This is a genomic window from Mesotoga prima MesG1.Ag.4.2, assembly GCF_000147715.2.
Taxonomy (GTDB): Bacteria; Thermotogota; Thermotogae; order Petrotogales; family Kosmotogaceae; genus Mesotoga; species Mesotoga prima.
This window is the reverse complement of the sequence record NC_017934.1, coordinates 2537959-2552128: the sequence shown is the minus strand read 5'-3', so window position 1 is coordinate 2552128 and position 14170 is coordinate 2537959. Positions and strand designations below refer to the sequence as shown.

Sequence of the window (14170 nt, the reverse complement as noted above, 5' to 3'; positions counted from 1 at the left end):
AACAACTTCAGGTTATCTCTCATCTTTTCCCATACTTCTGCGACAATACTCCCAAAATCCTTTCTTATAATCTGTTTGAAGATGAACTGAAGAACTCTAAGGCGAGTATGAAACATAGAAGTACAATTAGCGACAACTAATTACCAGGCGCAGCAGAACTGACAGAGGAAACCTTCATTACCTTTCTCACCCCATCCCTTAAAGCCGGACCAGATAAGGTCCGGTCTTCCTATTGTCTTTGATCTGATAAACAAGGATATTCTTGCAGGCTTATCTAGGATAATAGATCATGGGGTTCAGATGGGAGTCATTCAAGACTGGGGATCTTCAGATACCATTTTTGCGATAGGCTTCTGAGTATTGATGTATGAAAATCCGTCGCGGAGCTAAGAGGAAAATGACAGTGAGCAGAGTACGGAAAATCAGCAAGATCTTGACAGAGGTGTGCCTCTGTTGATAGGGCCGGAGTAAAACTCGTTAGGGTTTTGGGTCATAGAGACGTTGAGGATTTCGACCCCTTTCTATTGCTTGACGCCTTTGATTCCACTGATCCGGAGGATTATGTCAAGGGCTTCCCTTGGCATCTTCACAGGGGGTATCGAGACCGTAACTTAACTTATTAGCGAGATTATCGAACACGGTGACAGCCATGGTAACAAAGGAGAGATACTAGATGTTGACTGTCAGTGGATGACCGCGGGTTCGGGAATTATCCATCAGGAGATGCCTGAGTCAGCTGAGAGGATGCTTGGGGTTCAGTTGTGGTTGAATCTTCCGGCAAAGGATAAGATGACTGACCCGAGATACGGTGATATAAGAAGTGAAAACGTTCGATTGTAACTGAAGAATGCGTAAGAATACGAGTAATAGGCGGGTCTTAAAAGGAATCGGCAGGAGCTTTTGAAGGCAGGTACGTGAAAGCCACATATCTTGACGTGTGGGTCGATGCAGGGAAGGAATGGTTATACGAGTCTGAGAGTCGCACCACTCTTTTCATATACATTCTTCAAGGTAGTGGGAGTTTTGATCCTGGCCAATCTGAAGCCAACGAAAACGCGGTTTTTCTTCGGTGAGGGTGAGCTGTTCTGGGCCAAAGCCGGCAGAAGGGAATGAGATTTCTTCTGTTTTCGGGAAAACCTTTGAAAGAGCCCATAGCATGGGAAGGCCTCATAGTTATAAACAAAAATGAGGAGCTTGAACTTGCTTTCAGGGAACTACTCGATAATTCCTTCGTCAAGAACGCCGGCAGATAACTACCGGTAGCGGAAATGACATTTCGAGAAGACCCTTTGAATGCTTCAGATGATAAACTACTCATATGAAGTCGTTCTGACGGTTCTTTTGAAATCCATCTGTCATGTATGTAGTTAACGATTGGATTGACCTCACCTGTTTCTTGAATGTGCAGACTTGTTATTTAGCCAGCTCTGTTTGGAGCATTTAATAGGGGGAGAGCAACTTGAAGAAATATATCCTATTCGTTCTGTCTTTGTCCTTGATTTTCCTGCTGCTCGGATGCCCGGCCATGAACAAATCGCCAGAAGTTGTAAAGCTCGATGGAGCTAACGGCAAAGTGACAACAAGCAGCTGTACATTCCTATGGTCGGGAAGTGACACCGACGGTTCAATTATCAGATATGAGTATAGAAAGGACTCCGCTGACTGGGAGAGCAACGGAAACGAAACCGTGTATACCTGGAGCGAATACTCTGAAGGCGAACACACATTTGAAGTAAGGGCTCTCGACAATGAAGGGGCCTATTCGGAGACAATCGTGTGGTCGTTCAACTACGACCCTCCCAACGTGCCTCCAGCAGTGACAAAGACCGGAGGAGTTGAAGGAGAAACGGAAGAGTCGAGTAACACTTTCTCGTGGAACGGAAACGATCCAGATGGTGAAATAGTGCGATTCGAACTGAGAAAAGACTCGGGAGAGTGGATCGATACAGAGCTTTCCGATGAATACACATGGAACGGTTATTCCGAAGGCGAACACACGTTTGAAGTGAGGGCGCTCGACAATGAAGGGGCCTATTCGGAAATTACTATCTGGATCTTCAATTACGACCCTCCCAACGTGCCCCCAGTAGTAACAAAGACCGGAGGAGTCGAAAGAGAAACGGAAGAGTCGAGTAACACTTTCTCGTGGAACGGAAACGATCCAGATGGTGAAATAGTGCGATTCGAACTGAGAAAAGACTCGGGAGAGTGGATCGATACAGAGCTTTCCGATGAATACACATGGAACGGTTATTCCGAAGGCGAGCATACATTTGAAGTAAGGGCTCTCGACAATGAAGGGGCCTATTCGGAGACAATCGTGTGGTCGTTCAACTACGACCCTCCCAATGTGCCACCAGCAGTGACAAAGACCGGTGGTCTTGAAGGAGAGACAGATAACGCCACAAACGCCTTTTCCTGGTCGGGCAATGATCCCGATGGAACAATAGTTGAATACGAATACAGAAAAGATACTGGGGCCTGGATCGTCAATGGAATGGAAAACGAATACGTCTGGGGCGATTACTCTATCGGGAATCACTCTTTTGAGGTTAGGGCTAGAGACGACGAAGGATTGTATTCTCCAACTCTTGTCTGGAATTTCGAATATGTACCGCACAATAATGCTCCTACAGTAACAAAGACCGGTGGAATTGAAGGCGATACTACCAGGTACCTCAATACATTCACCTGGACGGGAAGCGATTCCGATGGATCGATAGAACGGTATGAATACAGAAAGGACCGCGGTGACTGGATAAGTGTAGGTACTGACTTGAGTTATACGTGGAGGGGATACTCAGAAGGAAATCATGTCTTCGAGGTTCGCGCTCTGGATGATGGAGGCGCGTATTCGCAGATAGTTATCTGGTCATTCACTTACAGCTATGCGAATCAGCCCCCGGTGATTACAAAGACTGGCGGTCTTGAAGGCGATATATACGTGTCAAGCAACTCGTTTTCATGGACAGGCAGCGACTCAGATGGCACGATAGCAAAGTATGAATACAGGAAAGACAACGGTGATTGGGTCGATTTTGGACTCGGGACGAACTATACGTGGAGTGGTTACTCAGAGGGAAGCCACTCATTCAGAGTCAGAGGACGTGACGATAGGGGAGCGTATTCCGAAGAGGCTCTTTGGAGTTTTACATACAGTATTCCGCCGCAGGAGATGGGGGCCTTCAAGGTCGTTAATTCATGGGGAGTAGGTGGCTGGGAAAACGTTCCTGACGGCTTCCTGTACATTACATACGAAGCAATGAAGGAAAACCAGGTCCGCTGCTTCACTATAGACCCAAGAGAGGACTACGAACCGAGAGCAATTGCAGTATTCGAGATTTCTCATGGAATAAGAGATGATTGCGAGATAACGGTTGGGATCGGCAACCCTTCTTCTCCCATAAGAGAAAAGAGATTCGATGACTATAGCTATAGAGGAGGGCAGCATCCTTTCCCGGACAACAAGATGGTGCTGGATATCACCGAGCTCCTACCCTTTGAAGATGAGACATTGTTCCTGAAGGTATTTGATTCCTTCAGTGACTTCACAACGGGAAGTATAGAGTTCTTTTCCGTGGAAGTATTCGACAATTATCAATCTGGAACTCCTGTGGCGATATACACTTCGACCGAGACACCAAAGAACACCGTAAATAACTCATTCGTGAACGTGCAGATTCATAATGTTGTTGCAGCACAGGGCTCTTCGTATTACCTTTCAAGCATAAGGCAAGGATTGTCAACGGAAATGCTCGAACTTCTGAAAGCAGACCTAGGGGTCCTCGAAGAAGGGAGAAACTACAACGAGATTATTGACGGACACGGTACTGGTTTGCGTCCTCCTTCAGAAGACGATTGGGATGAAATCGCCAGGACCTGGCATTTGATGGATGGCTTCTCAGTCCAGGGAAGCTTACCATCGACTTTAGACCATTCCGTTTCGATGTATTTTCCTCCCGTAGGAGATCAGGGCGGCGAAGGCTCGTGCGTAGCCTTTTCAAATGGGTATTATACTTCCACTTTCTATGAAGCCAGGGATAGAGGCTGGGATCTCAGCGGCGCAAGCTGGACAAACGGCGGAGAACCTACTCCTTCGTATCAGAACAGGATATTCAGTCCTGACTTTATCTATCATCAGATTAATGATGGTGAGGACGGCGGTTCATCTTACCTTGATGCTCAGAAGCTGTTGTCGAGAGTTGGAGTCAGCAGCTGGGAAAAGATGCCTTACGATACGAGCGATCACACTTCGTGGCCTTCCGAATCTGCATGGAGAGAAGCTCCAAGATACAGGAACGGTATGAATGTAATTAGCTACTTGACAGTAAGGACGGATCAGGACATACTGACTATCAAGTCCTATCTCGCCGCGGGTTATCTAGTATCTGTTTCAATAGACGCCAATCAGTACAAGAACCTTACAGAGAAAGACGTCTGGAACACATCAACTTACATTTATCCCGATACTAATCACGCAAACACAATAGTTGGTTACGACGACAATTTCAACGGCTCTCTTTGATTAACGTCAGCTTCTCAGTTTGCGGCAGTACTGAGCATTGAGGATGTCTACAGAAGCATTCTTTCTGTAGAACTGCGATACTTTCGAATTCACAGGTTCTTCGGAATCAGTATTGCTTCGCGTTAGGTCTACGATTTGCCTGTAAACGAGTTTGCGGAGAAGAGCGTGGCAATGAGATTGAGTCAGAGGGTCTGGCTTCATTTGCTATCAGCAAAAGTTTCTTCTGTAGTTTCTTTCATGCGTTGTTTTATCTGTTCACTTCTGCAAGGTATTGCTTCGAGACGAATGTATAATCTGTTCATACGATGGCTTTGGCAGGAATACAGTTGCTCTCCGATCAAAGCTCTACAGAGCCAGGGACATCTCGGAGGTGCCGCATGAAGCGAGTCTTGGTGCACATTTTAGGGTCCGTTAGATCTTGGCTGCTGATAATGCTTCTAATCCCTTTTGGATTACTTTTTTCAGAGAACATTGAAACACCTGTTGACAATTACAAACCTCCCACAGAGGTTTCCGGGACTATAGCCGAGGACACGGTCTGGACAATCGATCGTAGCCCGTACCTGGTTAGGGCGACAATAACGATTTCTCCAAATGTGATCCTCACAATAGAGCCCGGCGTGGAAGTCCTCATAGTTCAGAATCAGGATTTCATCGTTAACGGTACGCTGAGGGCCGTTGGCAACGAGGAAAACCCGATTGTTTTCACAGGTACTGCTCAGGTACCAGGTTGGTGGAGATCGATCAACATTCAGGGAGAAGGTTCGGCATTTCTTGAGTGGTGCGAAGTCTCCTTTGCAGGAGCGTCAACGGGGGCCGGCGTTCTTAAAGCGGGATCGGGTTCTCTGAGACTCGTCAATTCCGTTGTTAGAAGGGTTATGGGAGATGGCCTTCGGATTTCGGCAGGGTACTCCTCCTTTGAGAGTATCAACAATACCTTCATGTATAACACAAACGGGGTTAGGGTCGGAATAAACGCATCTTACTCTGATCAGAGTTCGACCTTTATTTTGAACCAGGTGGACATCCATCTTGACGGCGGAGCGATCACAGGGATTGTGAAATGGGGAGCCAGTGGTGACTACTCCATGACGGTTACCGGAGATGTCTCTGTAAACGCAGGAGCATCGCTAGAAATAGCTCCGGGAACGGTGGTCAAACTGAGACAAAACAACAGGTTTTTGGTTTACGGTCAACTTCAGGCAAGAGGAGAAGAAGATCAGCAGATCTACTTCACCGATTTGCGCGATGATACGGTCGGAGGGGATGCTAATAGAGATAGCAGTGAGACGATCGCTGAAGAGGGATGGTGGAGATCTATCAACATCCAGAATGAAGGCTCGGCCGTTCTTGAATGGTGTACTCTGGCCTACGGAGGTAGATCGGATGGTGCAACTCTGCTCAAGAGCGGAACGGGTTCTATCAGGATATCCAATTCAGCGATTGTAAGAAGTTCCGGGGACGGGCTTAGGGTAGCTGCAGGCTACTCTCTATTTGAATCTTCGGACAACTATTTCGGGTATAACTCGGTTGGTATTCGATTGGGAATAAATTCATCTTTCTCTGATTTCACTTCCCGTTTTGAAAGTAACGATCTCGATGTTCATCTTGACGGCGGGACGATTAGCTCCAGTGTGGTATGGGGTGCAAGCAGCGAGTATTCAATGGTAACGGGCGGCGACGTAGTTGTCGCTGCGGGAGCTTCACTGAAAGTCATGCCCGGAACTGTAATCAAGCTTAGGCAGAACAACAGAATCCTCGTCTACGGTCATCTTGAGGCAGCCGGTCAAGAAAGCGCCCCCATATACTTCACAGACTTTCGAAATGATCTTGTCGGAGGGGACGCAAACAGAGACGGCGAAGCCACCGTTCCTGCAAGCGGCTGGTGGCGCAGCATAAGCCTGCTTACAGAAGGTACCGCGAACTTTGAGCATTGTACAATCGGGTATCTTGGAGTAAGTGACATGGCAGGAGTGATAAAGAGCAGCACTGGCACCTTTTCTATTCTCAACAGCACGATTCACGACGTTACCGGTGACGGATTGAGGATTGACAATTCCGCAGGAAGTGCGGAAGTGAAGTATTCGACACTATCTTATAATACCGGTGCTGGACTGTACTACAAAACCGACGGCGTCCACATTGAGGCGCTGACCATATCTTCCAACGGAATTGGGATAAGACTCCCGGCGGGCTGTTCGGTCGAGGTTGATGAACAGACCTATTTTGATGGGAACGATATTGCAATACAGATCGATCCTGCCGCAATTTCAGGCAGAGTAACGTGGGGGGCACCCAGTAATATATCCATATTGATGAACGGCAGTGTTTCGGTTGCATCGGGGGCAAGCCTTACCATTAGGCCTGGCAGCGTAATCAAGATAGCTCAGAACGCATTCCTTGCAGTAGATGGAGAACTAATGGCGAGCGGAACCGAGGATAACCCGATCTTTTTCACTGAGACTCGTGACAACTCGGTTGGAGGGGCGTTGTCGGGTGATGGTTCTTTGCCAGAAGCGGGCTGGTGGAGGTCTATCAACATACGTAATGAAGGTAAGGCCATTTTCGACTGGTGCACAATTGCATATGCCGGTCGTTCCGACGGGGCTGCGATATTGAAGAGCGGTGCAGGCTCTCTAAGAATATCGAATTCTGTTCTGTCGCACACTTCTGGAGATGGTCTACGCCTATCTTCGGGTTATTCGTCCTTTGAGCACTTTCAGAACGAGTATTCTTACAACACAATTGGAGTCAGGTTGGGCATAAACGCTTCATTTGCCGATGTAACAACAAGGTTCGAAGGCAACTCCACTGATATTCAATTGGACGGTGGCGCCATAACCGGTACAGTTTCGTGGGGATCGGATGGCGATTACTCCATGGTAATAACAGGCGATGTGAGCATCTCGGCCGGTGCCTCGCTAAGTATTCTTCCGGGAACTGTGATCAAATTCAGACAGAACAACAGAATCCTTGTTTACGGAAGTCTCCAGGCATTGGGAGAAGCGGATTTGCCAATCTACTTCACCGACTTGAGGGATGATCTTGTTGGTGGAGACGCGAACAGAGATGGTGGAGAAACTACCCCCGCTCCTGGCTGGTGGAGATCGATAGGTATTATGACTGACGGCACGGCGACTTTCGAACATTGTGTGATTCGATTCGCCGGATACGGTGATCGATCTGGGGTTCTAAAGAGCAGTACTGGCGCGGTTTCGATGACAGATACGGTAATTGAGAAGGTTGCAGGGGATGGCTTCAGAGCAGATAATGCTGCCGGAGGAGTGAAGATCGGCAGATCGACTTTCTCTGAAAACTCCGAAGCCGGATTGAACTGCAGGACGGACGGGGTTTCGGTAGAAGAATCCGTCTTCCTATCCAATGATACTGGTGTAAGGACAGTCGCAAACGCTTCTCTGATTTTAGATGACGAAACCTACTTCTCTGAAAACAACAAAGACATTTATGTAGAAGCGGCAACTATTAGCGGTAGTGTTGTCTGGAGAGTCCCTAAGCACCTCTCCTTACTTCTCAGCGGCAGCACCTCAATCTCAGTGGGAGCGAGACTTGAGATCAAGCCGGGAACTGTAGTTAAGATGGCTCAAAACTCTCTGATCACTGTCGATGGGGAGCTCATCGCGCTTGGAACTGGAGAAGAACCCGTCTTCTTCACTGATTATCGTGATGATTCCGCAGGCGGCGACTCAAATAGAGATGCAGATGCAACCTTGCCGGTCAAGGGCTGGTGGAACTCTATAAATATTAGAGAATCCGGATCGGCTGAATTGGACTTCGTCGATATCGGCTATTCGCAGAATGGTATTGTCAGAGCCGGTTCGGGATCATTCACACTGACCAACTCCAATATCCATGATGTTTCTGGAGAAGCACTCAAGCTTCTTTCGGGATACTCCTATCTGGAGCTGTCAAACAACGTGTTCCTTAGAAATGGCGCTGCAGTTCGATTGGCTACAAACGTTTCTTTCGATGACACTCTCGCCGCATTTGAAGAAAACGGTACCGATGTGTACGTAGATGGAGGCGAGATAAACAGTAATGTTGTTTTCGGCTTGAGTAGTGATTATTCATTCTACATCTCTGGAGAACTGACTCTCACAAAAGGGGCAGTTCTCGAGATAAGACCCGGAACGGTCCTAAAGTTTGCCGCCAATAGGGGACTAAGGATTTCGGGAAGTCTTAAGATGTTAGGAACTGAACAGGCACCGATAACACTTACCGACTGGCGCGACGATTCTACGGGAGGAGACGCAAATCATGATGGTGATGCCTCGCTTCCTGAACCCGGTTGGTGGAGGTCGATCTACATACAGGAAGAGGGCAGCGCAGAACTCGAATGGGCCAGAATAATGTATGCAGGCTACGGAGACAAGGCAGGTGTCTTCAAGACAGGTTCAGGATCTCTAATCTTAAGAAATTCAGTGATCTCTCGAATTGCCGGTGATGGTCTTCTGGTAAGCAGTAGTTCGGGCCATCTGGAAGTCTCCGGCTTATCATTCCTGGAAAACTCGACAGGAGTGGGTATCTCATCTCAGCAGACAGTTCCTCTGGAATTTGTTGATTGCGTCTTCGAGGGAAACGTCGTTTATGGTATTAGAAACGATAGCCCGGTTGAAGCCGTCGCCGTCGATTGCTGGTGGGGCGATATATCGGGGCCGCATCATCCTTCTCTGAACAACCGGGGAACAGGAAATCCCGTTAGCGACAATGTATCATTCGATCCATGGATAGGAAAGGAAGAGCTCATGAATGAGTCCGAAAGTGAGGAAGTGCCCTCTGAGAATGCTCAAGAGGTAGTTCAAGAGACCGTTGTTGCGGAATGGATAGAAGTCTCTTCGGACGGACTGTGCTATGAAGTACCTTCTTCCTGGTTCGATGATTCGGAGGGGTACAGACTCGAACTGGAGGGCGATGAGAATTCGAAGCCGGTAAGCAGATGGTTTGATGCTGAACCCGGCTCAGAGAACATCTTCTTCGTCATCGCTAAAGTGAAACCGGAGTTCCTCGAAAAAGAAGAAGAGGAAACAAGACTCAACATGGAAGTTGTCGAAGAATTCGAAAGGCTAATCGCCGGGGAGCCGGGAATATGGATAGAGCTTACGGCTGCGCAATGGAATGTTGAGAGATCTATCTACTCTCACGTCTACGAACCGGGAAACGATGGATACTGTCTTTCAGTCGGTTTTGCTGCGAAGACAGGCTTCTGGACTCAGTACGAGCCTGTACTGGAAAGAATAATGGAAACGTTAAGATACTGCGGAAACTGAATCGGCTATCAGAGCAAGACGCGCAAAAACACCGGCAAAGGTGGAAATCTTTGCCGGTGCTTTTTACAAAAGATTACTCTACCTCGAGAAATCACTTCTTTGATGACGGCGTCTATCAATCAAGAAGACATCACAATCCTTCATCTGAACTTGATTCAGAATCTCGATTCTTCTTATCGATCAACTGAGAACCGTTCAACGAAGTATCAGTTCTTTTGCTCTTTCCGACCCCTTACCCGCTAACCCCAACCACGGTTCCTCAGAAGCTCGGATCCCGAATCAAGTTTGGGGTAGCGAAATCCAACAGCTCAATCATCAAAGACCGAAAGGTCATTTCTGGAGAATACATTCTTCTCAGTACGGTCCAGGTATTTCAGTCTGAAGATGAAGTATATCATTCCGATTACTTCCCAGACGATAAAGAACAGGAAGAAAGACGTGCTAAAGTCCACTCCGACCTGGTAGAGAAGAATAAGCATAATAAGTATTGAAAACACCACACCGAGAATGGGAATGAAGATGAACCATTTCTTCTTAACAATTGCAGGAGCCGTTTTTCTAAGCGTTTCATTTTTCTTCAGTTTGAAAACCGCAAACATCGTGGGAATAATCACCGCGATTCCTCCAATCGAAGCGAAGGCTGCAAATAGGTTTAGGCCGGATTCGCCGACTGAAATCAGCATAATGGAAGAGAGAAGCCAAATAATTGTCAGCAAAACCCATGGTGTTCCTCTCTTGTTGACCAGTCCGAGTTTCGAGGGGAATACTCGAAGTTTGCACAGCGCAAGCAAAGATCTAGTACCCCACATGTATGTAGCGTTTATCGTTGTGGCGATAGCGAGTATCGGACCGCCGAATGCAAAGACGTAGAAAAGAAATCCGCTAAGGTAATTCGAAGCTACATCATTAAGAGTGCCGTTAGCCATTACCTCTTCTCCCACTCCAAAAGAGACTATTGCCATCAAAAGATAGCAGATCAGAACAATTGAAAGAGATAACATAACTGAAAGCGGGAGATTTTTTCTGGGATTCTCCACTTCTCCGCCCAGCTCTATTACGGCATTTGAACCGGCGAAAGTAAATGTAAGGAGCGCAGAAGCGTAAATCATTGGACCCAATCCCGTTGAAAAGAGTCCTTCAAGGTTTCTCGGGTCGATTTTTGCAACGCCCGGAACGGTGTAAATGGCAATCGCTACAAAGAGGAGAGCAACAAATACTATCTCTACTATAGAAGCCGTTTTCAGCCCGAGCAGATTGACTACATAGAAGAATGTGAGAATTATCAAAGCGACAGGTACGACAGAAATTCCATTCCAAATTCCTTTCATGTAGGATGCCAGTGCCAGAGCATTCAACGGAAAAAGTCCCACAAATGCACCGAAGAGATAGGCCCAGAGACCAAGGAATGCAACTTTGGGTGAAAAGAGGAAAGCGCCGTACTTGAAGGTTCCACCGGTCGTGGGAAGTGTCGATCCAAGCAACATGACGTTTATCATTATTATCGCCATAGGAAGAAAGGCAAAGATAAAGGCAACGATGGTCCCAATCCCGGCACTTTTGTAAGCTATCGGCATATAGACAAATATGCCTGCACCAATAGTCATACCTACTTCTAAAGCAACAAGATCCCAGAACTTGAGTGATTTCTTCATTTGAGACACCTTTCTGGCCAAATTAGAAGGCATTCAGAATGGCCTGACAGTATATGGCGTATTATACAGTAAATCTTCTCTATAGAAAATTCTCCTATATCCATGACTTCTGGGGGTTCGGGTGACGATCTAACTCTCTCCGCTTTTTCAGAAGGGGATACTATGGCCTGCGCCGGATACTCAACATCTCTTGAAAGGTCGGGCGTTTCTTCGGAAACTAAAGATCTTTGGGTTATTGAAGTCAAGAAATCGAAAGCGTACCTGTCGCGAATAGTTCAAGAGCGAAGGTTTTTACGTGTCCACTAAATGAAATTGGTGGGAAGACTAGAAACCTCAAGTAAACTGTTCAACGCGGTTCTATGCATGAATTTTACGGATTGTCATACGCTTTCACAATTTTGGGCAGCAGATACACTGTCTGTCAGTCGTCATGTTAGGTGGTTCTAGATTGCTGATCCATATCTCGAAAAAGTCATGAGTGAGCGTTACGTAGCAGGTTTTTCTCTGAGAACCCAGTTTCCCAATTGAAGCGTTCCTGTACAGGTCTTGGAGACTACTGTGCTACAATCAGTTTGGATCCGTTCTTCGATAAATGGAGTGTGAAATAAATGGGCCTTTATGCGGTCATTACCGCCGACATTATTCAGTCCAGAAAGCAGGTGCTTCCATTTGAGAGAATTGAGCAGACTCTTGCTTCCTTCGCAGGAGAGCATCTCGTCAAGTCGTTCGCACTGTCAAGAGGCGACGAAATTCAAGGCGTAGTATCTGATCTAAGTGTCATCGTATCGCTGGTGCGAAGGTTAAGATACGTTATGTGGCCTTTAGCCCTTAGGGTGGGGATGAGCATCGGCGAAATAGAAGATGACAAACTTAAAAAGGCTGGCACTTCGTGGGATTTGAGCGGAGAGGTTTTCTTCAGCGCAAGAGACGCTCTTGACATGGCAAAGAAATCAAGGGTTTCTAACACGTTCTTTCTTTGCAGTGATGAACTTTTATCCACTGCACTGAACACGTCTCTTTCTCTACTGGAGACTATTGAAAGCGGCTGGACTGAAAAGCAGTGGCAGGCCGTTCATGTATATGAAAGGGAGGGGACCTACGAGAAGGCGGCCAGGGTTCTGGGAGTTACTGCTCCGGCCGTGCAGCAGCATTGTGATAAAGCTGGCTGGAACGTGGTCAGGGTGGCGGAAAAGGAACTGGCGAGATTGATCTCTCTTTCGTTGAAAATATAAACCTATATAGATTTATATGTGTACACTAAAGTTAATTATCTTTATCTCAGTTAAATAAAGCGGTTAAGTTTAACCCCGGTGTTTATCATGATTAGTGAGTATCTTTCTGGAACTGGATGGAGGCAAATATGAATGGATTCATGATACCTTTAGCTCTTTCGATCTTGGCTCATGTACTCGCCGATTTCTTGTTCCAAACAGACAACACTGCAAAGGAAAAAAGCGAGCAACAGGCAAAAGGCTTCCTGAAACACTGGATCGTTGTTTTCTTGACGCTTTTAGTCTTGATGATGCCCTTCGGACTCATGGATGTGCTTCTGTATTGTGTAGTCCTTTCACTGTTCCACATACTTCTGGACGTCTTCAAGTCCAGCATTGAAAGTAAACGTGGCCCGGCTACCAGGTTTTCGATGTTTATTATTGACCAACTTCTTCATCTAATGTTGATCGTCTTTCTTGTTCCGATTTCCAGTTTTACAATAGCCAGAAGCTTTTCTGCCTTTATAGTTTGGATAGATTTTCATACAGGACTAGATTTAGCCGTACTTCCGGTTAGTAAAATGCTTTCCGTACTTATTGTCTATCTATATGTTCTCTTTGCGGGAGCGGTATTCATAAGAAAGCTTTTCGACCTGATATACAAGAACCAGCCGGACTACCTTGAGAGAATCGTTGGAAACAGCTCCTCTCTAGATAATGTGAGAACGGGAAAAGCGATCGGCATCTTCGAAAGACTTCTAGTTCTAACACTTTACCTCACGGGAAACGTGGCTTCCATAACAATTGTCATTGCCGCGAAATCTCTGGCAAGATTCAAGAACTTCGATAACAAAGACTTTGCCGAGTACTATCTTATCGGGACACTGGCTAGCGTGATGATTGCAATCATCGGTGGCATGATCTTGGAGGTTCTTTGAAAACGTTATGCGCAAAGAGTTTAGTAGTGTGAGGATAGAGGTTAGAAAATCAAGATCAAAAATCGTATCTCGCCGTGTTTGAGAGAAAGCCGTCCTTGGATAAGATCAAAACCAGATCCAGAAACAAGTTCGGGATGACCCTGAACAAGAGCATTTCAGGGCAGGCTCCGTGGAATGACAAAGAATGCTTATTCCGAAAGCGTCTCAATCTGTCATGAACTTGTTTCAGCATCCCGGTTATGAGAGCCGCTGAGCGCTTAAAAGCGGAGAACCCGCTGATCGCTGTGAAGAGCCGTCCTTGGTTCTTCGTTGTTTGTTAGAATAAGAGAGGCAGGGGATGCAAGATAAGTCCAGTCCTTTGGATAAGATCAAAAGCAAGATCCCGGATCAAGTCCGGGATGACAGAGTGAGAGGCTTTCACAAAGCGCCCGGACAACTTCCTCAGTTGCATTGAAACCCTGAACTGATTGCCGGTTCTCTTCACGAGACCCCAGACCCTGTAATCGATACCCCGCGCTCCGCGTCATCTGAACTTGTTTCAGCATCTAGGTCTAGCGTT

General features: G+C 46.7%; 7 protein-coding genes. 6 read left to right on the top strand and 1 reads right to left on the bottom strand.

The features are described from left to right. Positions 1 to 618: 618 nt before the first annotated feature. The 4 genes from THEBA_RS15005 to THEBA_RS11690 all read left to right on the top strand — a co-directional run bounded on the left by THEBA_RS15005 (position 619) and on the right by THEBA_RS11690 (position 9810). Positions 619 to 840: a pirin family protein gene (locus THEBA_RS15005; RefSeq protein ID WP_201764229.1), complete on the top strand. Its 222-nt coding sequence runs from the start codon at positions 619 to 621 to the stop codon at positions 838 to 840. Between the two features lie 269 nt (positions 841 to 1109). Next, the gene (locus THEBA_RS14590) at positions 1110 to 1253 is read left to right on the top strand and encodes a pirin-like C-terminal cupin domain-containing protein (protein ID WP_201764207.1); all 144 of its coding nucleotides are present in this window, start codon (positions 1110 to 1112) and stop codon (positions 1251 to 1253) included. A gap of 206 nt (positions 1254 to 1459) precedes the next feature. Beyond that, on the top strand, positions 1460 to 4525 hold the full coding sequence (locus THEBA_RS11695) for a hypothetical protein (RefSeq protein WP_014731725.1): 3066 nt from the start codon (positions 1460 to 1462) through the stop codon (positions 4523 to 4525). A 377-nt stretch (positions 4526 to 4902) separates the two neighbouring features. Continuing rightward, positions 4903 to 9810 carry a right-handed parallel beta-helix repeat-containing protein gene (locus THEBA_RS11690; protein ID WP_014731724.1) on the top strand — a complete coding sequence of 1636 codons (4908 nt, stop codon included), beginning with the start codon at positions 4903 to 4905 and terminating at the stop codon, positions 9808 to 9810. Between the two features lie 308 nt (positions 9811 to 10118). Here THEBA_RS11690 and THEBA_RS11685 read toward each other — a convergent pair whose 3' ends face one another. Then, positions 10119 to 11462 carry an APC family permease gene (locus THEBA_RS11685; protein WP_236609158.1) on the bottom strand — a complete coding sequence of 448 codons (1344 nt, stop codon included), beginning with the start codon at positions 11460 to 11462 and terminating at the stop codon, positions 10119 to 10121. Between the two features lie 608 nt (positions 11463 to 12070). On the opposite strand from THEBA_RS11685, the gene THEBA_RS11680 reads away from it, so the two are divergent. Continuing rightward, positions 12071 to 12694, top strand: a complete 624-nt coding sequence (locus tag THEBA_RS11680; RefSeq protein WP_006490052.1) for a SatD family protein — start codon at positions 12071 to 12073, stop codon at positions 12692 to 12694. A gap of 128 nt (positions 12695 to 12822) precedes the next feature. After that, positions 12823 to 13611, top strand: coding sequence for a DUF3307 domain-containing protein (locus tag THEBA_RS11675; RefSeq protein ID WP_006490054.1), 789 nt, complete (start codon positions 12823 to 12825; stop codon positions 13609 to 13611). Positions 13612 to 14170: the final 559 nt, after the last annotated feature.